The organism is Leptolyngbya sp. FACHB-671 (assembly GCF_014695745.1).
Taxonomy (GTDB): Bacteria; Cyanobacteriota; Cyanobacteriia; order Elainellales; family Elainellaceae; genus JAAUTN01.
The window spans coordinates 78,150-101,982 of sequence record NZ_JACJOV010000048.1 but is presented as its reverse complement, the minus strand read 5'-3'; the positions used below and the strand labels follow the sequence as shown (position 1 = coordinate 101,982).

Below are 23,833 nucleotides of genomic sequence, written 5' to 3'. Positions count from 1 at the left end.
ATGACGTGAGTGAGGGGGGGTGAAGTTGCTATGAGCCATCACCCCAAAAGAGCGCTTACCCCAATTTGGGAAATAGGATATAGAAAATAGAGGGAGTGGCGATCGCCACTCATTTCTGCACTTAAAGGAAAAACTTACTCCAAATCGTCAAATAGCTGATCTTCTAACTGCGATCGCATCAGTTGAAATTCTTCTGGTGAAAGCAGTTCAGGGTTGCCTTCCGAATTCATCCGAGCGAAAAATAAAAGAGGATCGAGCGGCGTACAAACAGCGTATTCTTGCTCTTCGTAATAAAAGTTTGTCAAAAGCTGAAACTGCTCAGAGTCCAGGTTGGCTTCATCTTCGCCAATGTCTAAGGTGATGATGTCATCTTCGGTTGCTGCTGGCAGATCTCCGCTAGCAGTCAGAGTCAGCGCTGAGCGATTGAGGGTGAGGTCTTGCTCCGCCAAAACTGCACGGGCAGTTGGGAAAATGTCATCAATTTCCTCATCTTCGATGTCGATCAGAGTTTCTTCATCCTCATCTTCTTCATCTGCTTCCCAAGCAAAAATCTCAATGGGGTTGTCAACGGGCATCAGCAGCACGTACTCTTTACCCTCAACTTCCAAAGAACGTTCGACATAGCAAAGCAGCGATCGCCCCTGTTCATCGGTCAAGCTGACGGTTGGTGCGTCGATGTCTGCCTCGTCTGCATCCATTCCCGGATTCTCTCTGCTCATATCTGAATCGGTCATGCTATTCCTCTGATCACAACTTGCGTCTTGCTGTATGCTGCTCCCTGAATTTCAGGATGAGAGCGATCGGCAAGGAGTATTACTACAGCCCCGCCACAAAAAACTTTACAGCATGACTAGATCCGTTTCACTCCCTGAATAATTCTAATTGGGTTGATTTGACTCGCCCTCTCCCAGAAGTTATCTCCACTCATGCGTTTCAGCAAGAAGGTTAAAACAAGTTTGTCGTGATTTTGGGTGATTTGCTGGGTGACTAGGCTCTAGCATAGGAAAGCTAGTTCGGCAGCTCCAGTTTCCCTTTAGAGGGCGTTTTTAACTGTTTGCCATACGACACCCCGACGCTCGTACTCTAGTTCTTGCTCTACCTCATAAGCGACTTGAGGGCTAAGATATCGTTCCAATAACCACAGCGACAGGTCTATACCAGAAGTGACGCCTCCGGCTGTGACGATGTCGCCATCATCTACAACACGAGCATTGACGATTTCTGCACCCATGGCTTTCAACTCTTCTATCGCCACATGGTGAGTGACGGCTGGACGACCTTTTAGCAGTCCTGCGCTGGCAACTAACATCCCACCTGTACACACTGAAGCAATTGTTGTGCCGCTCTGGTGCAACTGAGAAATTGCTGCGGGTATTTTGCCTCTCTGGGCTTCTGCCCATGCTCCTTGCTTGGCCCGGTCTCCCCAACCTCCACCTGGCACAATCAAAATGTCTAGTTGATCCCTGAGCTTTGCCCACGGCTGAATCCGTAAGCCGTGGGCTGCAATAATCTCTGTGGAGCCGTCTAGAGTGACCAGTTCTGCCTGGACGTCAGCCCCCATCGCTGCCGCAGTCTGCAAAACTTCAAAGGGAGCGATCGCATCAAGCTCATCAAATCCATCAAAGACAATGATTTGTACTTGAACCATAACTAGTCTGATTGAATTTTGTTTGTACCCTAACTATACCGAAACGGCCTATTGAGAATTGCGTCTCGCATCAAGCCATTGCTGCAAAATAATGGCGGCGGCTTTACGGTCGATTAAAGCTTTGTTGCGCGAAGGGGAGCGATTTTCTGCCAGCAAAGCCTGTTCTGCCTCAAAGGAAGTCAGCCGCTCGTCTACGTATTCCACAGGAAGCTGAAGTGCTGTACTGAGCCGACTGGCAAACTTCTGCACCTGTTTTGCCTGAAACCCTATAGAGCCATCCATCGTGTAGGGCAAGCCAACAACGAGCAGTTGCACCTCACGTTCCTCAACGATGCAGCGAAACTGCTCTACGTCTTGCAGGAAAGAACGGCGTTCGATGGTGGTTAGTCCGGTAGCAATGAGCCCTGTGCGATCGCAGCCTGCGACTCCAATTCGCTTTTTGCCGACATCCAATCCCAGCGCTGATATCATCCTAGATTAGGACTATCGGGTAAATCGGGCAGAGTATTATCTGCCGAGTTTGAGGACTGGGACTCGGCAGGTGAGGTCGATGGAGTTTGCCCAGACCCAGGCTGCGGCAGCGACGGAATTGACTTAATCAAGGAAATGCGACTGGGAACAGGCTTGCGAGCAGGCTGGAAGCCTTGCAGTACCTCGGAGAGGTGTAGCCCTTCGAGAGAGACAGGCTTTGCCTCGCGCAGTTTATGCCAGACGGAGCGCGACATCATCAAGGTGTGCTCAGTGCGGCTGGCACCAATTTGCTGCAGATATTCTTCTCGTTCTGGCTGGTAGTCTGCTGAAGCTAACCGCAACGTCTGAGCTGGGAATTCCTGAGCAATTCGCGCCATCTGTGACAGCAGCTCTGGGTAGAGCCAGGTGTAAGCCGGGTGAACAGTAAGTTGCGCTACATGAGGACGACTTCCGTCGCGGCAAAGCTTAATCTGGAAGTAGCCAATAGCGGCCTTGCGCTGCGGCTCAAACACATAGCTGCTAATCACTTCGGTGTGGCTAACCCAGTTGGTCATGCCGTAGTAGAAGGAACCCAGCAGGCTCGTCTTGAAGTCTAAAATTTGGCGATCGAATACCTGACGTACCAGGGGCGGCATGGAGGCCGTATCGAGCTGGTGCAACAGGGAAGCATCGGCATTGCTGACAGGCAGCAAGTTGGGCAGGTCAGGTTCACGCTCTGCCAGAGCTTCGAGTAGCTCTGGGGCGATCGCCCAATAGGTCATTTCTGCCAAAGACTGAAATCCGTTTTGGCGATAGAGCGCTAGGGCAGACTTGTCATTCACATCTACCTCAATCAGCCAGGTTCGCGCTTCCCAAATTGCCTGGAAGCAGTAGCGCAATAGCTGTGAGCCAATGTCTGAGGAAAGCGGCTGGTCGCCCTTAGCGGGAGCGATCGCCTCAACTGCGACCTGATCAACTTTCCAGGTGCTGCGCGTGCGGTTAAACGGCGAAACCTGAATGATCCCCTGGATTCGGTTCCCTTGCTCAGCAACGTAGGCTGAGAAGAGATGCTGAAGTGGGTTGGGAAATAGGCTGAGAAACTTGAGTAGTCCATACCAGCGACGAAGGTGCTGGAGGCGTTGCCCCAACTTGAGGGAGACGCTTTGCTGCTCGACCTCGGCCCCTTCCAACGAGAAATGCGCGATCGCCTCCAAATCCCGGAACTGGAACGGGCGAACGGTAATGTTTGTGGTTTGAGGAAGCGCTGAAGTCATGGGATGTAAGGTCCAACTTGCGTCTACGCCGTCTATCGCTAATAAAACGATCGATGAGCGATCGCCTTTAGCCAGGGTTAACTATTCAGTCGTCATTACTATCTTGACAGCAATTCCAAAATCTATCAGCCCCAGAATTGATCTTGCTCAAGTCGTTGGCTTTGAATGTTGGGCAGACTTTGGGTTAACGGCTGTTTCAGTTGGGCGAATTAACACCACTGGCGTTTGTTGGTCGTCGTTGCCAGCCGGGTTGCTGACCAAAGCTTGCTCTAGTAAACCTTTTGAAATACCAGAAGTGGATGCCACTATATTAACTGCTTTGAGATCATTCACATCTACGATCGCAGCAGACAGACCTGTCTCAGCTTTGATCTGATCCACCACTTGCTGCGGGTTTTCCGGTCCCAACACAATGAACTGATCGTAGGGAGGCAAAGTACCCGTTACGTCGTCAATTAGTCGTGCCTGTTCGCCTGCAAGTTGATAGAACATCCCCGGTTGGTTAAGGAATTTTTTGGCGATCGCCCCCGCTACAAACGCAAACACCACCCGCACTGGACCAACAATATCCACCAGCGTCTGCATTCCGCAGGCAGAAGACAGCGTGGAAGTCGTCATGAAGTAGAAACACAGCCGCTTCGCCACCCATCCCGGACGCACTTCACTAGGATGGTGAAACCGTCCCTGCATCACGGCTACAGGCGTTTCGCCAATCGTGACAATATCTCCGGGTTGAGCATGGGGCATCACATACCGCTTCACAATTTCAACTGGATTGTCCAGCTGAGTCAGCAGGTGAGTTTTAACCGGCAGCACATCGGCATGAAGCGTAGGCCGCCAACGTTGTGAATCTTCCGTTGCCGGAAACTTGAGGGGCACGATCACATGGCAAACTTTGGGAATTCTGCCGCGTGGACCGTAGGTCAAATAGCGAATTCGTACCCAGGCTGCCTGAAGCTGGTTTAGCTCTTTCCCACGAATGTCGAGCGACACTTCTAGACGGGTGGTCTTGTGGCGCTTAATGATGTAGCCAAACCAGTAACCATCCGGTCGGGCTGGCGTATCGGGATGGCGTGGTGTGACTTTAATCGTGTGAGTAATCTCGTCCAAGCTTCCCTTTGAAAGCAGCGTCACATCGGCTTCAACTTCCAACACCATGATTTCGACTCTGGGGCTACGGCTGGGCAGTTCCGGTTCGCCTACCAGCAGGTAGCGATGAGGTTCGTATACCTCCAAATTCCAGTCGCCCGATGTCATCACCAGATCGTTTCCGGGATGGCGGCGATACCGAATTTCTAGCGCCAAGGCACCCAGTACCAGCAGCAGCGCAACAATTCCTAACCCAATCAAAATAGTTTCTAAAAACACCGTAATCCCTAGCTAAATGCAATAAGAAGAAACTGTACTTGCAAAGATGTACCCAATTGCACATCATGTTTCTCTAGCAAGTCTATAGAATCCGGGATACTTATACCAACTAAGGCAGAGTATTTTGAAGCGGGATCTGTTCCAAAATATTCAACCTAATATAGGAAGTGAAATTTACAAATCTGCTGATTTTGCGGTACTATTCTGTCACCAGATTTTTCTTAAACATTTGTAAACTAATAGGAAGCTCACGTTAAGCATCCTACTTTGGAGAGTTTGTAATGAAGCAACTGGTTACTGCTGAACGCTTCTGTCTAATTGGTCACCTCGGAGCAATGGCTTTCGGGTTGGCAGGGCTGCTGCTGGTGATGCCGCATCCTGAATTTCTCTCACTGCTGCCTGCGGGACAAACTCTCTTTCAGTGGAGTATGGCTGGCGGTGGTGTGGTTTATATTTTGCTGGGGACGATTGCCGTTGCGGTTTATGCCTATCGCACGCTGGGTCTACGCAACTGGCTAGTCTTTATGCTGCCAGCAATTCTAATTTCTTTAAGCAGTGAGCTACTGGGAACTAGCACTGGCTTTCCTTTTAGCGACTACAGCTACTTGAGTGGCTTGGGGTACAAAATTGCAGGTCTGGTGCCATTTACTATCCCTCTGTCCTGGTTCTACCTGGGTTTAGCCTCTTACCTCCTAGCTCGTGCCGGGTTGGGAATTGGTCAGGTGAATGCGGCAGGTGAGCTGCCCAAGTTTGGCTGGTTGAGACAAATTGTGGCGATCGCCCTGGGCGCTTTGCTACTCACCTCTTGGGACTTTGTGCTTGATCCAGCTATGAGCCAAACGGCAATGCCCTTCTGGTACTGGCATCAGCCCGGAGCTTTCTTTGGAATGCCCTACCAAAACTTTGCTGGATGGATGGGTACAGGTGCAGTGTTTATGACGGTAGCGGCTCTATTTTGGCGCACGCGACAGCCCGTCTTGCAGCGTTCTCAACTGAATCTGCCAATCGTCATCTACCTGGGCAATTTTGTTTTCGCCACGGTGATGAGTTTGGCTGCTGGAATCTGGATTCCGGTTGTTCTGGGAGTTGTTTTAGGGGTGGTTCCTGCTGTGATCTGCTGGCGCACATCACAAACTGCCGACCTTGAAGCAATTTCTGTTACCGGATTTGTTAGTGAGACGGAATCGCTAAAGCCCAAGCAGCCTCCCGCTGCTGTTGGAGTTAGTGCCAAGTGATGATTGTTGGAAATGTATGGGCTACTGCTGCTGACCTTTGGGTTGGGGCCGTAGCCTTTTTTTTCGTTTTGGTGCAGTTTCCGGCGATCGCCATTCTACTTTCTCGCTTACTTCAAGGGCCAGGGCGGCAGCCGCCTCTTTCCCCTTGCCAACCTACGCCCGATTTGCTGGGTCAGGTGAGCGTTGTGGTTCCAACTTTGAATGAAGCTGAGCGAATTGGTCCCTGTCTTGACGGGCTTAGCCACCAAGGATACGAAGTGCGGGAAATAATTATTGTTGATAGCTGCTCCCAGGACGGTACGGTCGATCTGGTGAAGGCAGCACAGCAGCACGATCCCCGTTTTCGGCTAATGACCGATGATCCTCTGCCGTCTGGCTGGGTGGGTCGTCCTTGGGCGCTGCACAACGGATTCTTGTCTAGCTCCGAGGGCAGCGAGTGGATTTTGGGAATTGATGCAGACACGCGCCCGCAAAAAGGTTTGGTTGCCAGTCTAGTTTCAACGGCAACCGAGCAAGGCTATGACCTGGTTTCGCTGTCGCCTCAGTTTATTCTCAAAAGCTCGGGTGAATTTTGGCTTCAGCCTGCTTTGCTGATGACGCTGGTGTATCGGTTTGGCCCGGCGGGAGCAGCGACAGACAGTTCAGAGCGAGTCATGGCTAATGGGCAATGTTTTCTCTGTCGGCGATCGCTCCTCACCGATTTAGGCGGCTACACCAGCGCCCGCAGTTCATTTTGCGATGATGTCACTCTGGCTCGATATGCTGCCAGCCGGGGCGCAAAAGTTGGCTTCTTGGATGGCGCAAAGCTGTTGCAGGTGCGGATGTATGAAGGGGTGGCGGAAACCTGGCGTGAATGGGGGCGATCGCTCGATCTCAAAGATGCCTCCTCCGTTGCCCAAAAATGGGGCGACTTAGCATTTCTATTGGCTGTCCAAGGTTTGCCCCTGATTAACCTGCTGGGACTTGCAGCACTCGTGGCGGTAGGCTTTAATTCCTTACCTGTGTTGGTGGCACTAGTACTAAACACGGCTCTGGTAATCATGCGGGTTGCTTTGCTTTGGGCGATCGCGCCTTCCTATGCCCGCACCTCAGACAAAGGAAAGTGGGCTTTCTGGTTGTCTCCTTTAGCTGATCCGGCGGCAGTTCTGCGGATTTTGCTTTCTTCCCTCCGCACTCCAACTCAGTGGCGCGGTCGGAGCTATTCTTAGCTATAAAACTCATGCTAGAACTTCCCACCCTCTATCTTGGATTGTTGGGCAGTGCCATCGCAGGTCTGGCAACAGGCGTAGGAGCACTGCCCATCCTGTTTTTCACCCGAATCACCCAAAATGCTCAGGGTGTCCTGTTGGGGTTTGGTGCGGGCGTGATGTTAGCAGCGACAGCCTTTTCGCTAGTGGTTCCAGGGTTAGAAGCTGCCACTGTTCAGATTAACAGCTCCGTTTATGCCGCAACGATTGTGGCTTTTGGTATTGTCTTAGGTGGCGTGTTTCTGTGGTTGAGCAACCGCTATTTCCCGCATGAACACTTCTTTAAGGGACAAGAGGGTAGCAAACAAGCAAACCTGAAGCGAGCCTGGTTGTTTGTGATTGCGATCGCCATTCACAACTTCCCAGAAGGGTTGGCAGTTGGGGTTGGCTTTGGTGGAGATGACATTTCCAATGCGATTGCCCTGACTGTGGGCATCGGTCTACAAAACATTCCAGAAGGGTTAGTCGTAGCGATCTCGCTTCTGGGTGAGGCCTATTCCAAACGAGACGCAATCTTGATTAGCTTGATAACGGGCTTAGTTGAACCCGTGGGTGGCGTTATTGGCGCTGGTGCAGTTTCAATTGCTCAACCCTTCCTTCCTGTGGCGATGGGTTTTGCGGCTGGAGCAATGCTGTTTGTGATCAGCGATGAAATTATTCCTGAATCCCATCGCCTCGGCTGTGAAAAGTCTGCGACTGCCGGAGTGATGGTCGGATTCGTGATCATGATGTTTCTAGATGTGACGCTAGGATGAGCTTCCTTCGATCGGGAAAAAAAGGAGTGGGCGATCGCTGAAGGTATTGCTATCAAGACTAGGCTTCTTGAGAGCCAGCAGCGGTCGCCTCCCTCCCTAGCATTCATTCACCTGTGATTAAAAACTACCAGGCAGACTTGTCATCGAGATGTTGCAGAGATGAAGTTGAGATGACAAACTTCAAGATTCCTTTATATCTCTTAGACGGCTTAAAGTCCCATCGGTAGCCCTAACGCTTTACTCCAAATCTTCACTCACTTGCGGTAAGGTCGCCATGTCAATGTCACAAAGGCTATCTAAGATTTAGATACTAGTAGCAGAGATATCTAAATCAGCCCACGGCATGACCTGCCCTACATCTCGGTTCAGCAAGCGCAACAAACTGAACGAGACATTCAAAATCCAATTATTCACGCTAGCATCTCACACTCCGGAGGACTATGAAAATAAGCCGTCGCAACGACTCTGACCATCAAAACACTGATCTGCAAGATTCAATTCCTGCTTCTGACTTTGTTGCAACGGATGCACCTAGCGATCGCAAGAGACGCAATCCCTTCAGACAGGCACCCGTCTACTTGGCGCTGATCTTAGCAGGTACAGGAGTTGGCATCATCGGCAATCGTTTGGTGGGGTCTGAGCTGCCCATTCCGGCTCAGCCACCCCTTGAGACTCAAACAAGCGAACTACCCATCAACTCGGCGGCTCCCAGTGCATCGCTAATCCCAGTCAACCAAAACTTCATCGCAGCAGCGGTTGAGCAAGTTGGTCCCGCTGTGGTTAGAATCGATTCTTCACGTACCGTCAGTACTCGTATACCTGAAATTTTCGGACGCAGGTTCTTTGGTGAATCGGGCGATCCCAATTCACCTCCAACTCGGGTCGAAGAGGGAACAGGGTCAGGATTTGTAATTGATGCAGACGGACTGATTTTAACGAATGCCCATGTTGTAGATGGTGCTGACCAGGTAACAGTAACGCTTAAAGACGGGCGCGAGTTTAGCGGTGAAGTATTGGGAACTGATCCCGTCACAGACGTTGCAGTCATCAGAATTGAGGCGAACGGGCTACCCACCGTTAAAGTGGGCGATTCGGAGCAAATTCGACCGGGAGAATGGGCGATCGCCATTGGCAACCCCCTTGGACTCGACAACACTGTCACTGCCGGGATCATCAGTGCCACAGGACGCAGCAGCGCAGACGTGCGTGTACCCGACAAACGAGTAGACTTCATCCAAACGGATGCTGCTATCAATCCTGGTAACTCTGGTGGGCCATTGCTGAATGAGCGGGGTGAAGTAATCGGGATGAACACCGCCATCATCGGTGGTGCACAGGGTTTAGGCTTTGCCATTCCCATCAACACGGCTCAAGACATTGCCAACCAGCTCATTGAAACGGGCCGAGCTGAACACGCTTATCTGGGCATTCAGATGGCGACCATTACTCCAGAGTTAAAAGAGCGCCTTAGCCAAGATCCCAACATTGATGTGCAGATTCCAGTAGAGGAAGGGGTTGTAATTATTGCAGTTGAACCCAACTCCCCCGCCGCTAGTTCGGGACTGCAAGCTGGCGATGTAATTCAGCAGGTTGGTGGACAGGCTGTACCCACTTCTGAGGAAGTGCAGCGCATTGTGTCAGATAGCAGCGTGGGTGAAGACCTCTCGATGCAGGTGCTTCGCAATGGAGAAACGGTGAACCTGACCGTTCAGCCCGGAGATTTTCCGACTGAATAGTCGAATTAGAGCCATAGATGAAAGGGCACCCCGCTCAGCGGGGTGCCCTTTCATCTTAAAGAGGTGATCTAACAAAGAGGTGCATAGCTTCCATTAATAAAATTCATGGAAAAGACTGGATTGATCGGGGCAGTTGCGCGAAAATCAAACCAGAATTGGGGATGTTTTATGAGAACAGGTAACCTGGACGGAATTAAGCTTTCCCAGTTGCGGGCGCTGGTTGCAGTCGCAGAAGTCAGCAATTTTAGCGAAGCTGCCCTGCGTCTGGAGGTTTCTCAGTCAGCAATCAGTCATGCGATCGCCGCTCTAGAAGAATCATTAGGTGTCGTCCTGTTTTCACGCGGACGACATGGCGCACGACTCACCCCGATTGGCGAACGGGTCAAAGATCACGCTGAAGACATGCTGAAGCTGCTGGATGTCATCGGCAAGGAAGTCAACCTGACCAAAGGGTTGAAAGGCGGACAGGTGCGCGTCGGTGTGTTTCGCAGCGTCGCAACTCGTCTCCTGCCTGAAGTGATTGTGCGGTTAAAGCACTACTTTCCTGACATCACCACTACCCCAATTGAATACCGCGATGACGATCGGGTCGAGCAAGCCCTGCGCGAAGGACGGGTAGATGTCGGCTTTACCTGTATGCCAATCACTGACGGGTTTGAGGGTTGGGAGCTAATGCGCGATGAATACGTCGTGCTGCTGCCGCCCAAATTGCAGCGTCCCGAGACCCCTCTGACTTGGGAGGAACTGGCAACTTACCCGATGATCATGACTTCTGGGCAGTCCAAGTTAGATTACTGTTCCGTTTTGACTCGTCAACACTTTGCTGAATTGGGGCAGCCGATCAACATCGCCTATGACATTCAGGAAGATTCAACTAGCGTTGGCATGGTTGAGCGCGGTTTGGGGGTAACGGTGCTGCCTCGTCTGGCGACCGAACCGCTGCCTCCAGAAATTCAAGTTTGTTCCTTGCCCGTGCCGCTCTATCGCCATATCCAGGTGGTAATGCTGGCAGATGCCCTGCATTCGCCTGCTGTGTACGCTTTCCTGGATACGCTAAAGGAACTCTATCCGCCTGAACTGCAAGCTACGCCGATTAGCTCTGAACGACGACAGAAAGTGTCGAGGGCGATCGCCTAAAGCTGTATGAAGCTTAACCACTTTCAGGCTGCCGATCGCTTCTATGAAAGAGTAAAAGATCACCTGGAGCAACACACAGCGCAGCACTGTATGCTGCTGAGAGCCTGCTATGCCCTGTTGCACAATCCTCAACCTCGCGCTCGCCCTCCTTACCTGGCAACCGTAGAAGCAGAGGATATTCTTGCTGTTGCCGTATGGATTTCGCCCCGCTATTTAATTTTGTCCCAAGTGCGGGATTTTGCAGCATTAGATTTGATTGCTCAAGACCTGAGTACTCATCAGGAACCGCTACCGGGTGTCAGCAGTTTGCCAGACATTGCTACTGCCTTTGCCCAAAAGTGGCAGGCCTTAACACAGCAATCTTACAAACTGAGCCTGAAACTGTGGGCAAATCAGCTTGTGCAGGTACAGTCCATTCCTCAGGCGAGTGGATACTTGCAGCTTGCTGAGGAAGGCGATCGCTCCCTCCTAATCAACTGGTTGAAAGCGTTCGACATTGAAGCATTAGGTCAAATTGAAAATAATGCCGAAGCTTCAGTTGATCGTGCTCTAGCCCAAAAAACGCTGTATCTTTGGCACGATGGAGTGCCCGTCTCAATGGCTGGCGGCAGAAAGTCTTTACCCAATGGCGGTTGGATTTCACCTGTCTACACACCGCCTGAATATCGCCGCAAAGGCTATGCCAGTTCTTGCGTAGCGGCACTCAGCCAGAGGTTGCTAGACCAGGGCTGTGATTACTGCATGTTGTTTACGGATCAGACGAATTCTACATCCAATCACGTTTATCAGGCGATCGGCTATCAACCGGTGTGTGATTGGTATGACTACTCGTTTTATCAATAGACCTCCTGCGTGAATGTTAGTGCAGCGCAGCCACATTACCATTCACGCCTCAAAAAGTAATTCATGCAGGATGTCTAATCATCCAGTGGTTGAAATCGCTGGTTTCACGATTGGCAAATTTTTCCTGCCTCAACCGTAAGAATTTGAGAAGATTTAAGCCACTGTGCATCAAAGGAACCGAGATGCGTTGTAGTAATCAGAGTTTGGAATCGATCCTGAATGGTTTCCAGGAGTTTGTTTTGGCGGTTCAGATCTAGCTCTGCCAATACATCGTCTAGCAGCAACAAGGGCGCTTCACCAACAACGGATTCGATTAGTTTTAATTCTGCTAGCTTCAGCGACAGTACCAGGGTTCGCTGCTGTCCCTGGGAGCCGTACTGCCGTGCAGGGGTTTGGTTGATGGTGAATTCCACTTCGTCGCGGTGCGGTCCGACTAAGCTTGTGCCCTGATAGTGTTCAGCGATCGCCCGCTGCTGAATTTTTGCTAGAAACGCCTGCTGCACCACAGCGGGATCATCCTGCTCCAATCCAACATTGGGAGCGTAGTTTACTTCAAGCAGTTCCTTGTTGTCGCTGATCGCCTGATGCCAGGATTGGGCGATCGGAGCCAGCCGTTCTATCACTCTGGCACGACGACGAATCACGCGGGAGCCAATTGCCGCAAGTTGAGCATCCCAGATGGCAAGCTGGGTTGCATCGGGTGGGATCACCTCACTACCAGCCGATTCAGCCAACGATTCAACTGCTGGGACTGCCTCATCTACAAAGCTAACTGGAACTGGGCGATCGCCATCTTTCCGCTGCTGTTTGAGGAATGCATTGCGCTGGCGTAAAACGTGATTGTACTGCTGCAAGATGTAGGCATAGACGGGTTCCAGTTGGGTGAGCAGAGCATCCAGCCAACTACGTCGTTGTCCAGGTCCGCCCCGCACCAGATCCAGATCCAGGCTAGAAAACTGGACGGCATTCATGACGCCTAAAAAGTCGAGTTGTCTTCGCAGCGTTTCACCGTTTAGAGCAACGGTGCGGCGACCGTTAGCGCGGAGGGCGATCGCCAAGTCGGTTAAGCCTGTGTCTTTTTCGAGCGTGGCAGTAATTTGACCAATAGCTTCCCCCTCTTGCACGAGTTCGCGATCGCGAGTTGCCCGGTGCGAGCGCAAGGTTGCCAGCAGTTCGGCAGCTTCCAAAAGATTGGATTTACCTTGAGCATTGTCTCCTAACAGGATGGTTTTAGGTGCAAAAAACTCCACCTGCTGATCTCGGTAGTTGCGAAATTGGCGCAGGTGGAGAGTTTTCAAATACATTTTTACAAGGTGTACGGTGCGTTTAGCCCATGCGTCTGCTTAAGAATAGGCGAATGAACAGCTTTTCTAGCTCAACCCAAACAAACATGAGTGAGCTAAAGCCGATGCAAACTGCAAGTTCAAACGGGCTGAGGTAGTGCGTTCCAAAGAAGTTCCGCAATGGCTCAACATAGACTAGCAGCAGTTGCAGGATCGTCGTTAAGCCAACCGCCATTAAGATAAAGGGATTTGAGAAGGGATTTAGCTCTATGGTGAGACGGCTGTTTGAGCGAATGGCCATCGCGTGTCCCATCTGCGCTAAACAAAGGGTCGTGAAGACCATTGTTTTCCACCGCTCAGGGTCACCAGACTGCTGGCTGTAGTTGTATGACCACACCATCAGGGCGATCGCCAGGATTGCCAAAATAATACCAATTCGCACCATGTAAAGTCCCAAGCCCCGCGCAAAGATATTTTCCTCTGGGTCGTGGGGTGGACGGTTCATCACGTTGGGTTCTGCTGGTTCTACAGCTAGCGCTAGGGCGGGTAAGCCGTCTGTCACCAGGTTCATCCATAGAATTTGCAGTGGAGTGAGCGGTACGCCCCCCATCGGCAACAAAATTGGGGAAGCTGCAATCGTCAACACTTCGCCAATATTTGAGCCGAGGATGTATTTGATGAAGCGACGAATGTTGGTGTAGACGACTCGTCCTTCTTCCGTAGCGGCGACAATCGTGGCAAAGTTGTCATCTAACAGCACCATATCGCTTGCCTCTTTGCTCACGTCTGTGCCCGTTATGCCCATCGCGATACCGATGTCTGCTTGTTTCAAAGCAGGCGCATCGTTCACGCCATCGCCGGTCATCGCTACGACTTTGCCCTGACGCTGGAGGGCCTGCACGATTCGCAGTTTGTGTTCTGGAGCAACCCGCGCATACACGCTGACGTGATCGATTTCTTGCTCTAAGCCTGCTGCGTCTAGTCTTTCTAACTCGCGGCCAGTGAGGACGCGATCGCCCGGTTTAGCAATGCCCAAGTCTTCGGCGATCGCCTGTGCGGTCAACTGGTGGTCACCCGTGATCATAATTGGACGAATTCCAGCGGTGCGGCATTTGGCAACCGCATCACGCACTTCGGGTCGGGGTGCGTCCAGCATGTCCACCAAGCCCAGCCAAACCAATTCTTGCTCCGTCGTTTCATCGGAACCTTCTGCTGGTACTTGATTGAGCAGCTTGTAGGCAAAGCCCAATACCCGCAAACCGCGCGATGCCAAATCGTTGTTTGTCTGTAAAACCTGGTTGCGATGCGCCTCTGTCAGGGGCTGTACCTGCCCGCCCACGCGAATCTGTTGACACCGCTCCAGCACCAGTTCAGGCGATCCTTTACAGAATAAAACGAGTGACTCTGCCCCAGGAATAAAGCTAGCCAGTTCATCCTTTGCCCCTCTTCCTTCATCCTTCACGATTACGCTCATGCGTTTGCGCTCAGACGAGAAGGGAAACTCAGCTGCGCGAGGCAAATGTTCTGTCCAATAGTGACGGTCGAGTCCAGCTTTACTAGCAACGACTAGCAAGGCACCTTCAGTCGGGTCACCTAGAATTGTCCAGCTTCCATTCTCTTTCTGCAAAATCGAATCGTTGCAGATTATGCACGCTAGCAAAAGCGCCTTTAAGTCCGGTCTGTCTTGGGGAGACGCAACTTCGTTGTCATGGTAAAACTCACCCGTCGGGTCATAGCCCTCTCCAGTGACGCGCAGGGAAGCATCTACCGTATGGAGCGACTGCACCACCATCTTATTTTGGGTGAGGGTACCCGTTTTGTCAGAGCAGATGTTGGTGACAGAACCGAGCGTCTCCACCGCAGGCAGTCGGCGAATCAGCGCGTGACGGCGCACCATCCGTTGCGTTCCTAATGCCAGGGTGACAGTAATAACGGCAGGCAAGCCCTCCGGCACAACTGCCACCGCCATGCTGAGTGAAACTTCTAGTAAATCTTCTAAAGGTTCCCAGCTTCCAGCTCGGAGCAAGCCGCCAATCACGACCAGCGCAACCAAGGCAAGCGAACCTGAAACTAAGACGTTGCCCAGTTGCGTCATTCTCTGCTGTAGCGGGGTTGGCTCGGTTTCAACGGACTGGAGCAATTCGGCAATGCGGCCCAGCTCTGTTTTCATGCCCGTGCCCGTGACTAACACGGTGCCGCGCCCCTGCACGATTTCAGTTCCTTGATAGACCAGGTTGATGCGATCGCCTAACTGTGTATCATCAGGCAACTCAATTTCAGCCCGTTTGTTGGCGGCATGCGCCTCTCCGGTGAGGGCAGCTTCTCGCACCTGCAGATTTGAAGCCTCTAATAGACGACCATCCGCTGAAACCTGTACTCCTGCCTCTAACAGCATCAAGTCACCGGGTACCAACTCTTTAGAGTCAATATCCATGGTTCTGCTGTCTCGGATTACCCGAACTTTAGGCGAAGCAAGCTGTTTCAACGCTGCCAAGGCTTTCTCAGCGCGGCTTTCCTGGATGTAACCCAACGCTCCATTGAGAATCACAATCGCAAAAATGGAGATCGCGTCTTTGGGAACAGGTGTGACTCCCTCTGCCAATGCGCTGCGAATGTCTATAATGGCTGAGATAATCGCAACTGCGATCAGCATCAGCAGCATGATGTTCTTGAACTGATCGACCAGAATGGCCCAGTTGCTGCGTCCGCCGCGCTCTTCTAGCTCATTTAGACCGTAACGCTGTAACCGTTCTTGAACTTGCTGAGCGGTTAGACCTGTCTGGCGATCGCTCTGAAGCAACCGCAGCGCTTTCTCAGTTTCAAGATTGTGCCAAACACTGGGAAGCGAATCTGGTGGGGAATCCGAAGCCATAGATGAGTTCATCAACTTTTTACCGTGAAGCAGCAGTAGACTACAGTAGACTACAGTGCCTAAATCCAAGCCGCATTCGTCTAGGAGGATGAGGTTTTGGACTCAGGCTAAGTTTCTAGATTTTACTCAGTCGCATAGCCCGAAACAATGCCACTGTAAAACAAGCGGGTTACAGCTTCGTATGCCCAGTGGTCGGTAGACACATCTGCAAAAGCTGGCTCAAACTGCTCAATTGGTGTTTCTAATACCGCACTCAGGGGCAACGGAGCCTGATCGCGGCTAATCGTTGCGCTAGTTGGACTAGTCTGCGCTACCGCAGGAGCAGTGGGGCTAGTAAATCGAGGTTGAGCAGCTTCTATACCCGATTGCCCTGAATCTTTTATGAACTGAGCTTGGGCGGCAATAGGAATGAAGCTAACGCTGGTGGCGATCGCCACTGCCATCCAAAACCGTCCTTGAGCCAAAAATAATTCTTTCATCGCTGTCTTACTGGGAGTACCAATTCAAAACCAATCGAGAGCCAGAGAATGAAATCTGCTAGATCATTTGCCAAATCGGTAGATCGTCAAAGAAGCACATCAGCTTGTAGAGGCAAGTGCAAGCCCGTCACATTGGGTCACATTTCAGCTTCAATGGTAGCGAACAACCATAGCACGAGCTTCAGCATTGCCTGAATGCAGATAGGCTAAGCGAAGACTTCTTATTATTGTGCCTTATAAATTATTGTGCCTTATAGATATTGGCAGGCTCCAGAGGGTGTGAGTGACTGCCTGTCTTATCCTTAGACCTCAACCCCCAAATTTACAAAACTCATTAGGATGAACCATAGACACTCTCCTCTTTGATGGTGCTATGAACTTGTTCACCCAAATTTTTCATCTTGTTGGTTCTGGTGCAGTCGCCTACATCACGGCGCGCAATATGCGGGATTTGCAGACTCGCCCGAACTTGCTAGCAGGTTTTCAACTTGCAGAATCAGGCTCAGTCCCTTTTTTAGAAGCGCTCAGCCAGAGAGCCGCTGCGGAGGGGGATGACTGGTTAGCCGAAAAGCTTAGCCGCCACGCTCAAGACGAGCGCAAACACGGACAGATTTTTGCCCACGCCTTAAAGCAACTCAACAAACAAGTGATTGACTTTAAGCAGGTGCCCCAAACCACAGCAGAAGGTAAACCCGATGAGCGGCGGCGCAGTCCTTTCTTTGATGCTTACTTTGAGGGCTATTCTAGGGAAAATATGAGTCCAGAAAAAATTGACTGGCTTGTATTTTTGGGCAGCACTCATATTTTGGAGCTAGATGCCTGTAAAGATTTTGCGCGAATGGCAAACGCTCTGCCCGACGATCCTCAGAGTGTCAATTTGAAGAAGAGCATTCTCAGCATTGCCCAAGATGAGAAGGGACATGCCGCCTACTTGCTAGAAGCAATGGAGCGTCGTCTGCCTCACAATCAGGTGATAGCCCTGGTAGATGAATGGCGGACTCGCAAAGTTAATGCGCTGCTAGCAATGGTGGGAAATTTGATCCAGCGAAATGGACAGCAGCCTTCTCTCGTACAGGATGGAGTACCCGCTGAAATGTCAGAAGGTGTAGCAGAAGGAAAGGAGTTAGCGGCTGTTTGAAGAGGGGTTAGGGGCTGGGGGCTAGGGGCTAGTGCTTCCTGGTTCCCGAACTGGAGATTAGGAACCAGGAAGCACCAGGAAATAAACCAGTTCCTAGCCCCTAGCCTCTTCCTTCCAATGGCTGAAAGGATTTTTGGCCAACGCGGCGTTGAAATAGCGCGGATCGTGAGAAACTTCTGGTCCAATCCAGGAGGGCAATTCGACGGGCTGATTTTCGTCAGATAGTTCAACTTCTGCCACGATCAGCCCTTGATTTTCTCCGGCAAATTCGTCGATTTCCCAGGTTAAATCACCTTGTCGAAGGACATGTCGGGTTTTCTCGATCAGGGGGCGATCGCACAACGTGTCTAGCATTAGCGTTGCGTCTTCGGTTGGAATTGCGTACTCAAACTCTGGACGCACCAGTCCAACCGCCGTACCCTTGATCGTCAAAAATCCTTTTTCGCCTGCAACCCGCACCCGCACAGTTCGCCGCACGTCTGAGAAGATGTAACCCTGACGGTAGAGCGTTCCAATGGCAGATTTCCGCCATTCGTCTCCAACTACCAGGAATTTTCGTTCGATTTCGGTTGCCATTATTTTCACTTGCTAGCTCTGAGCGCTTTCCCCTTTCTTGCCAAGTAACCAGTAGGTCATCATTTCGCCCCGCCCTTTGATCCGGATACTGCCTCTGGGCTTGAGGATGTATTTCTCTCGTAGGGCGTTGTAAGTTACTTCTGTTACTTGAATTTTATCGGCTACGCCTTCGGACTCCATGCGACTAGCGACGTTAACTGTATCCCCCCAAAGGTCGTAGCTAAATTTTTTGGTGCCAATTACGCCCGCTACGACAGGACCGGTGTTGATACCGATGCGGAGGCAAAAGGAGTCACCTGTATCGCGGTGAAATTGGGCGATCGCCTGCTGCATGGCTAAAGCTAGGTCTGCGATCGCTTCAGCGTGGTCGGGTTTAACCTGAGGCAAGCCACCCACCGCGATGTAAGCATCTCCTACAGTTTTGACTTTTTCCAGGCGATACTGTTCGACGAGCTGATCAAAAGTCGAGAAAATTTGATTCAGTAGTCTCACCAGTTGAACAGGTGGTACCTGGGCTGAATAGGGCGTGAAGTTAACGATATCTGCAAACAAAATGGTGACTTCAGCAAAATTATCAGCAATTACCTGCGCCTGTCCTCGCTTTAGTCGCTCAGCAATTTTTTGGGGCAGAATGTTGAGCAACAACTGTTCTGTGGCTCGACGGGCTTGACGTAATTCTTCTTCGGCTTGTCTGCGCTCAGTAACATCTTTGACGCTGCCTTCGTAGTACAGCAGCGTGTCATTTGCGTCTTTGACCACCCGAGCATCTTCAGAAATCCAGATAACACTGCCATCTTTGCAGTAGACCTGAGACTCAAAATCTGAAACTATGCCGTATTGCTGCATGTAGGCGATGAACTCGGCTCGACGGGTCGGGAGGACGTAAAGCTGACGGCCAATATTGCTGATCTGGGCAACTAGTTCGTCAGGCGATTCGTAGCCGTAGATTTTAGCTAGAGCAGGGTTGGCGCTGAGATAACGCCCATCAGGAGAGGTTTGAAAGATACCATCGATGGCGTTTTCAACGATGCTGCGATATTTGTCCTCGGCGTCCTGGCGATCGCCAATTTCTTGCTGTAGGCGAACGTTTTGCTCTTCTAACCGCTTTTGCAAACTGCGGGTGTTAAGTTGCAGCTCAACGCGAGCTAGCACTTCTTCAATTTGAAAGGGTTTTGTAATGTAATCGACCGCACCAACTTCAAACGCTTTAACCTTATCTAAGGCATCGTCAACGGCGCTGATAAAAATGATTGGAATGTCTTGCAGCAGCGTGTCTGCTTTGATTTGTTCGCAAACTTCGTAGCCGTTGATTCCTGGCATCATAATATCCAGCAAAATCAAGTCGGGCATGATGTTGCGAATTCCAGTCAGGGCAATTGAGCCGCTAATCGCCCCCCGAATGTCATAGCCTTGCTGACTCAACGTAGAAGATAAGAGATGCAAATTTTCGGGTGTATCATCTACGACCAAAATTACTTTTTGGTAGTCTGTTTCTTGCCATTCAAAGCCTAGTAACTCAAAGATTTGTTGCTCTAAGTCCAGCAATTCCTGACGGTGCTTTGACTTTTGCAAACTAAACGTTTGGTGAGATACCGTCAGAGCCTTGAGTTCTAAAACGGCTGTGTTGATTTTTTCAGTTTCCACATAAAGGTCTGCAATTACTGCGTCAAAATCGCTCAAAGCGTTAACGGTAATTGCAGATTCTGGAGCCAGGTTAGACTGGAGCCGATCCAGGTTGCGGCGCAGCAGTCTACGAATGTAGTAAGCGATCGCTGGTGGTAGAGACAGCCTTTCCCCCTCGGACAGATCAACAGCTGATTTAGAATCGGGATTTGACATATAGGCTCCAGCTCTAGTCTTTGTCCGTCCTGGGAAACCATTTTTGTGGCGATCGCTACTCCTGACTCTGAGTAGGTTGAGCTAGCTCAATCAGGGTCGCAAACTGAAAATTATAGACTACCTTCTTCAGTGCGCGGGCAAGTTCTGCATGTTCCGCAGGAATTTGCTTAATCAGCTTTGTGCAAAGGCTAGGGTTGAGTTGAGTCGCGGCGTGCTGTAGCTCCGTGCGCCAGGATAGTGGCATCACCTTCAAATCTGAAGCCTGTAAAGGTCGTTCTGTGGCAGGTGTATCTGTGTTTTGCTGAAGTTCATTAGCTCGTTCAGGGGTTTCAGTATAGGCATAGCGCACGCCTAAACGTTGAGCGATCGCCGTCAACAGTTCATCTGCTCCAATCGGTTTATAGAGGCAATCGTCGCAGCCAGCTTCTAGCATCCGCTGTCGCTGTTCATCAAAGGCACTGGCCGTTAGGGCAATAATTGCAGTGTGGGAATGATAATCGGACGATAGTTGTGCTTCTCGCTCCCGTTTTCGGATTTGCTGAGCTGCCTCATAGCCATCCATTACAGGCATTTGCATGTCCATCAGGATCAGATCAGGCAACCAGCTTTGCCAAAGGGCGATCGCCTCTTTGCCATTCCCCGCCTCTCGCACCTCAAACCCCATCTTAGTCAGTAGCTTCACGATAATCATCCGATTCGTAATCTGATCTTCGACGATCAGCACCCGGCGAGTTGGCTGATGCGGCTCCAGTCGGACAGCCCTCCTGGGTGTAGGAGTATTTCCTTGTCGATTGGCAGAAACAACTGAGTCAACTCGAAGCTCAAACTTAAACGTCGAGCCTTGTCCCACAGTGCTGCTAACCGTGATGTCGCCTCCCATCAGTTGCACAAAGCGGCGGCTAATCGACAGCCCTAGACCGGTTCCCTGTTGAGCTTGTTGTCCGGCTTTTGCCTGCACGAAAGCATCAAACACGGTGTCAAGCTCTTCTGCCGAAATTCCCTGTCCGGTATCTTCAATTTCAAAACAAAGCGTTACCTGCCCTGTTGGACTGGTCATCGGTCTGCTTTCGTAGTCCCTCCCCACAGATTCCTCAATCCTCGTCGCAACGCCAAGCAGAACACTTCCAGTTTGAGTAAACTTAATTGCGTTACTCAGCAGGTTGATGAGAATCTGACGAAGTTTTCCCTCATCTGCTTGAATAAACTGGGGAACCTGAGCAGTGCGATTGAATCGCAATTCCAGTCCCTTAGACTTCGCCTTGAGCCGAAACATTTCCTCCAGGCTATTCAGCAGTTGATAAAGGTCAAAGCAGGTTTGATTGAGCGTGACTCGACCCTCATCAATCTTGGACATTTCCAAAACGTCGTTGATCAGTTCCAGCAAATGCTCACCGCTGTGCAGAATAATGTCTAAATATTCTTGAGCTTCTGGCGCACTGGCAGGAGTTCGCCCTAAAAGCTGAGTGAATCCCAAAATTGCATTAAGGGGCGTTCGCAGTTCATGGCTCATGTTTGCCAAAAACTCGCCTTTCGCTTTGTTGGCGGCATCTGCCCGATCTTTGGCTTCTCGCAACTCTGCTGCCTGGTGCTGCACCTGAGCAAACAGTTCTGCTTGTTGAAGGGAAACTCCCATTTGTGCTGCAACGTGAATGACGATACCTATCTCGGCCTCTTCCCAACGGCGTGGTCCTGAGTTTTGGTTAGCAGAGAGCAGTCCCCACAGTTTGTTGCTCTGCCAAATCGGAACCGTCATGCAGGCTCTAGCTTGCAACCGCTCAAGCAACTCGATATAGCAAGTACTAAACCCAGCCTGATAGATGTCTTCGACCCAGATTCCCCGATTGCCTCGACTGTAGATACCTCCTTGAGTATTTCGCAGGTGGGTATCTTGGACAAAATCTGTGGGTGGTTCTAGTCGCTTCACCTTACAGTCTTTGCTGCTAGTGAAATTTTGCGTCAGATCAGGTTCAAGTTCCTGTTTTTGAATTAGAGGAATCCAACCGCTGGCAACCGACTCAGAGACAAAGTTACCGCTCCAGTCCGGGTTAAAGCGATAAACAACGACGCGATCGCACTTCAATAATTGCCGTAGCTCCTGAGTTGTTGCTTTAAAGATTGTCTCTACGTCCAGACTCTGGCGCATTTGCTCAATCACACGGGTGACAGCTCGTTCACGTTCCAGACTGGCTTGGAGCGCTTGCTCTGTCTGTTTGCGATCGGTGATGTTAATTGAGGTGCCAATGATGCGATGAATCCGAGAGCCATTCCAGATCGGCACCAGGTTGGTAAACCACCACACCTCCTGTCCATTAAAAGGCAAACATTCCTCATAGCCGATGGCTTTGCCCAGATCCACACAGTCCTGATAGTGTCGCCGTACTGCTGTTGCGGACTCTAGTGGAAACACTTGCTCAGGCGTTTTGCCACACAAATCGGTAGACGAAATGCCCGTAAAGCGTTCATGAGAAGGATTCAACCCGGCATAGCAAAATTCGCCATCTTCTAAAACGTCAATCACAAAAATGGACTCTTCAACCCCCTCATAAATGCTGCGGAGGAACTGTTCTTGTTGTTGCAATGTGGCTTCAGTTTGCTTACGGGTGGTCACATCAACAGCAGTACCGAGAATTTGAGTTGGAACCCCGTTCTCATCTCGGGTAAAGACGACATCGCGCGATCGCAACCAGCGCCACTCGCCATTGGCACACTTGAGCCGATATTCCCGCTCTACAACCTGACCATCTGCAACCTCTGCCCAAGCATTGACGTATTCCGCTAAAACCCCTTGATCTTCAGGGTGAAATTTATCTAAAAGAAATTGTGAACCTGCTTGCAAAACTTCTTCTGGGTGATAGCCTAACGTTTCATAAATTTGATGATTAACGTAAATGCTTCCCTGCGTTGTCAGGTCAAAAATATATAAAAGCTGTGGTGAATCGTCAGTTACTCGTTCAATAAACCGTTTACTTTGAAACAGTTCTTCTTCGGCTTGTTTGCGATCGGTAATATCGCGCGCAACAATCAAAACAGACTGAATTGAGCCATCTCGTGCAATCTCAGGAACAATGCGAGAAAAATAATAAGCAGTCTTATCCGGCAGCGAGATTTCATACTCCAAGCTTTGTTCTTGCCCAGATTCTAAAACTCGCTGAACTGCATCCTGCCAAAGGGTTGCTAATGGCTCAGGAAACCCTAATTCCTGATTGGTTTTACCAATAAACGCTGAGGCAGGAATTCCTGTTTCTTGCTCCACCTTTGGATTGACATACAAATATCGAACCTGCCGATCAACCCGCATGATTGCGTCTGGTGAATTCTCAACTAGCGCTCTAAATTCTTGCTCTCGTCGGCGCAGTTCAGACTCCATTTGTTGTCGTTCGGAAGCTTCTTGCTCCAAAATCCCAGTTCGTTCCTGAATCCTTTGATCCACCGAAGCATTCAGTTGTTTTAGCTGCTGATTGACTTCCTGTAATGTATGGGTTTGTTTAGACAGTTTTCGGTCTTGCAGATAGCTATGAACTGCGTCCACAACGGCTATCAGATCCTCAGGCTGCCAGCGTTTAGAAATGTAGCGATGCAATCTAGCTTGTCTAAGTGTATTGCCTACTGCCTCTAAGGTTGCTTGCCCAGTTAGTGTGATTTTGAGCATGTTGGGCGATCGCTCATGAATACACCCCAACAATTCATTGCCCTTGATCCCAGGCACCACGTAATCAGCTGAAATTAAGGCGACTTCGGCTTGTTCATCTAACAGTTCCTGGAACAGCTCTAGTACATCTTCACTACCTTCAGCCGTTTCAATAATGCATTCATCTCCTAATGCTTTTTTAAGCTCAATTTTAAGGCTGTCTAGTACCGCAGGCTCATCATCAACACAAATAATAATGGGTTTATTCATAGTTTCATTAAACCTGATTTGATGGTTTCAATCAGTTCTTCAGCCTGCTAGGGTT

At 50.5% G+C, this 23,833-nt stretch carries 18 protein-coding genes; 7 read left to right on the top strand and 11 right to left on the bottom strand.

Features of this window, described 5'->3' with window-relative positions; genetic code table 11:
- Positions 1-134 precede the first annotated feature (134 nt).
- The 5 genes from H6F93_RS03400 to H6F93_RS03380 all read right to left on the bottom strand — a co-directional run bounded on the left by H6F93_RS03400 (position 135) and on the right by H6F93_RS03380 (position 4,740).
- Entirely contained in the window at positions 135-734 is a 600-nt protein-coding gene (locus H6F93_RS03400) for a DUF3727 domain-containing protein (RefSeq protein ID WP_190679226.1), read from the bottom strand.
- A 299-nt stretch (positions 735-1,033) separates the two neighbouring features.
- Entirely contained in the window at positions 1,034-1,648 is a 615-nt protein-coding gene (locus H6F93_RS03395; protein WP_190679224.1) for a DJ-1/PfpI family protein, read from the bottom strand.
- Positions 1,649-1,696: 48 nt separating this feature from the next.
- Positions 1,697-2,119: a Holliday junction resolvase RuvX gene (ruvX, locus tag H6F93_RS03390; protein ID WP_190679222.1), complete on the bottom strand. Its 423-nt coding sequence runs from the start codon at positions 2,117-2,119 to the stop codon at positions 1,697-1,699.
- The gene (locus H6F93_RS03385; protein ID WP_190679220.1) at positions 2,116-3,372 is read right to left on the bottom strand and encodes a GNAT family N-acetyltransferase; all 1,257 of its coding nucleotides are present in this window, start codon (positions 3,370-3,372) and stop codon (positions 2,116-2,118) included. Before H6F93_RS03385 ends, ruvX begins: the two co-directional genes overlap by 4 nt.
- A 147-nt stretch (positions 3,373-3,519) precedes the next feature.
- A complete protein-coding gene (locus tag H6F93_RS03380) occupies positions 3,520-4,740 on the bottom strand; it encodes a F420-0:Gamma-glutamyl ligase (RefSeq protein WP_190679218.1) in 1,221 nt (406 codons plus the stop codon).
- A 281-nt stretch (positions 4,741-5,021) separates the two neighbouring features.
- Between H6F93_RS03380 and cruF the strand changes: the two genes are divergently transcribed.
- The 6 genes from cruF to H6F93_RS03350 all read left to right on the top strand — a co-directional run bounded on the left by cruF (position 5,022) and on the right by H6F93_RS03350 (position 11,693).
- Positions 5,022-5,975 carry a gamma-carotene 1'-hydroxylase CruF gene (gene cruF, locus H6F93_RS03375; protein ID WP_190644776.1) on the top strand — a complete coding sequence of 318 codons (954 nt, stop codon included), beginning with the start codon at positions 5,022-5,024 and terminating at the stop codon, positions 5,973-5,975.
- Complete coding sequence (cruG, locus tag H6F93_RS03370; RefSeq protein WP_190679216.1) at positions 5,975-7,183, top strand: 2'-O-glycosyltransferase CruG; 1,209 nt, start codon at positions 5,975-5,977, stop codon at positions 7,181-7,183. Before cruF ends, cruG begins: the two co-directional genes overlap by 1 nt.
- An 11-nt stretch (positions 7,184-7,194) precedes the next feature.
- Positions 7,195-7,977: a ZIP family metal transporter gene (locus H6F93_RS03365; RefSeq protein WP_190644777.1), complete on the top strand. Its 783-nt coding sequence runs from the start codon at positions 7,195-7,197 to the stop codon at positions 7,975-7,977.
- Positions 7,978-8,417: 440 nt separating this feature from the next.
- On the top strand, positions 8,418-9,713 hold the full coding sequence (locus H6F93_RS03360) for an HhoA/HhoB/HtrA family serine endopeptidase (protein ID WP_190679214.1): 1,296 nt from the start codon (positions 8,418-8,420) through the stop codon (positions 9,711-9,713).
- A gap of 168 nt (positions 9,714-9,881) precedes the next feature.
- Entirely contained in the window at positions 9,882-10,850 is a 969-nt protein-coding gene (locus H6F93_RS03355; protein WP_190644779.1) for a LysR family transcriptional regulator, read from the top strand.
- Positions 10,851-10,856: 6 nt separating this feature from the next.
- Entirely contained in the window at positions 10,857-11,693 is an 837-nt protein-coding gene (locus tag H6F93_RS03350; RefSeq protein ID WP_190644780.1) for a GNAT family N-acetyltransferase, read from the top strand.
- A 104-nt stretch (positions 11,694-11,797) separates the two neighbouring features.
- On the opposite strand, the gene recF is transcribed toward H6F93_RS03350, so the two are convergent.
- From recF to H6F93_RS03335, 3 genes are all read right to left on the bottom strand, one after another.
- Positions 11,798-12,997: a DNA replication/repair protein RecF gene (gene recF / locus H6F93_RS03345; protein ID WP_190644781.1), complete on the bottom strand. Its 1,200-nt coding sequence runs from the start codon at positions 12,995-12,997 to the stop codon at positions 11,798-11,800.
- A 22-nt stretch (positions 12,998-13,019) separates the two neighbouring features.
- The gene (locus tag H6F93_RS03340) at positions 13,020-15,848 is read right to left on the bottom strand and encodes a cation-translocating P-type ATPase (protein WP_190679212.1); all 2,829 of its coding nucleotides are present in this window, start codon (positions 15,846-15,848) and stop codon (positions 13,020-13,022) included.
- A 122-nt stretch (positions 15,849-15,970) separates the two neighbouring features.
- Positions 15,971-16,327: an S-layer homology domain-containing protein gene (locus H6F93_RS03335; protein WP_190644783.1), complete on the bottom strand. Its 357-nt coding sequence runs from the start codon at positions 16,325-16,327 to the stop codon at positions 15,971-15,973.
- Positions 16,328-16,700: 373 nt separating this feature from the next.
- Here H6F93_RS03335 and H6F93_RS03330 point away from each other — a divergent pair, with 373 nt between their 5' ends.
- Entirely contained in the window at positions 16,701-17,465 is a 765-nt protein-coding gene (locus tag H6F93_RS03330; protein ID WP_190644784.1) for a ferritin-like domain-containing protein, read from the top strand.
- Positions 17,466-17,558: 93 nt separating this feature from the next.
- Here H6F93_RS03330 and H6F93_RS03325 read toward each other — a convergent pair whose 3' ends face one another.
- Genes H6F93_RS03325 through H6F93_RS03315 form a run of 3 tightly spaced genes read right to left on the bottom strand, consistent with a single transcriptional unit; the run spans position 17,559 to position 23,778 of the window.
- Positions 17,559-18,041: a CYTH domain-containing protein gene (locus H6F93_RS03325; protein WP_190644785.1), complete on the bottom strand. Its 483-nt coding sequence runs from the start codon at positions 18,039-18,041 to the stop codon at positions 17,559-17,561.
- A 12-nt stretch (positions 18,042-18,053) separates the two neighbouring features.
- Complete coding sequence (locus H6F93_RS03320; protein ID WP_190644786.1) at positions 18,054-19,880, bottom strand: adenylate/guanylate cyclase domain-containing protein; 1,827 nt, start codon at positions 19,878-19,880, stop codon at positions 18,054-18,056.
- 55 nt (positions 19,881-19,935) lie between these two features.
- Positions 19,936-23,778 (bottom strand): PAS domain S-box protein, encoded by a 3,843-nt coding sequence (locus H6F93_RS03315; protein WP_190679210.1) that lies wholly within the window; start codon positions 23,776-23,778, stop codon positions 19,936-19,938.
- Positions 23,779-23,833 lie beyond the last annotated feature (55 nt).

Coding starts and splice junctions, on each gene's coding strand:
- H6F93_RS03320 (WP_190644786.1), bottom strand. CDS start 19,880: ATGTCAAATCCCGATTCTAAATCAGCTGTTGATCTGTCCGAGGGGGAA.
- cruF (WP_190644776.1), top strand. CDS start 5,022: ATGAAGCAACTGGTTACTGCTGAACGCTTCTGTCTAATTGGTCACCTC.
- recF (WP_190644781.1), bottom strand. CDS start 12,997: ATGTATTTGAAAACTCTCCACCTGCGCCAATTTCGCAACTACCGAGAT.
- H6F93_RS03335 (WP_190644783.1), bottom strand. CDS start 16,327: ATGAAAGAATTATTTTTGGCTCAAGGACGGTTTTGGATGGCAGTGGCG.
- H6F93_RS03400 (WP_190679226.1), bottom strand. CDS start 734: ATGACCGATTCAGATATGAGCAGAGAGAATCCGGGAATGGATGCAGAC.
- H6F93_RS03325 (WP_190644785.1), bottom strand. CDS start 18,041: ATGGCAACCGAAATCGAACGAAAATTCCTGGTAGTTGGAGACGAATGG.
- H6F93_RS03385 (WP_190679220.1), bottom strand. CDS start 3,372: ATGACTTCAGCGCTTCCTCAAACCACAAACATTACCGTTCGCCCGTTC.
- H6F93_RS03360 (WP_190679214.1), top strand. CDS start 8,418: ATGAAAATAAGCCGTCGCAACGACTCTGACCATCAAAACACTGATCTG.
- H6F93_RS03330 (WP_190644784.1), top strand. CDS start 16,701: ATGAACTTGTTCACCCAAATTTTTCATCTTGTTGGTTCTGGTGCAGTC.
- H6F93_RS03340 (WP_190679212.1), bottom strand. CDS start 15,848: ATGGCTTCGGATTCCCCACCAGATTCGCTTCCCAGTGTTTGGCACAAT.
- H6F93_RS03315 (WP_190679210.1), bottom strand. CDS start 23,778: ATGAATAAACCCATTATTATTTGTGTTGATGATGAGCCTGCGGTACTA.
- ruvX (WP_190679222.1), bottom strand. CDS start 2,119: ATGATATCAGCGCTGGGATTGGATGTCGGCAAAAAGCGAATTGGAGTC.
- H6F93_RS03365 (WP_190644777.1), top strand. CDS start 7,195: ATGCTAGAACTTCCCACCCTCTATCTTGGATTGTTGGGCAGTGCCATC.
- H6F93_RS03350 (WP_190644780.1), top strand. CDS start 10,857: ATGAAGCTTAACCACTTTCAGGCTGCCGATCGCTTCTATGAAAGAGTA.
- H6F93_RS03395 (WP_190679224.1), bottom strand. CDS start 1,648: ATGGTTCAAGTACAAATCATTGTCTTTGATGGATTTGATGAGCTTGAT.
- cruG (WP_190679216.1), top strand. CDS start 5,975: ATGATTGTTGGAAATGTATGGGCTACTGCTGCTGACCTTTGGGTTGGG.
- H6F93_RS03355 (WP_190644779.1), top strand. CDS start 9,882: ATGAGAACAGGTAACCTGGACGGAATTAAGCTTTCCCAGTTGCGGGCG.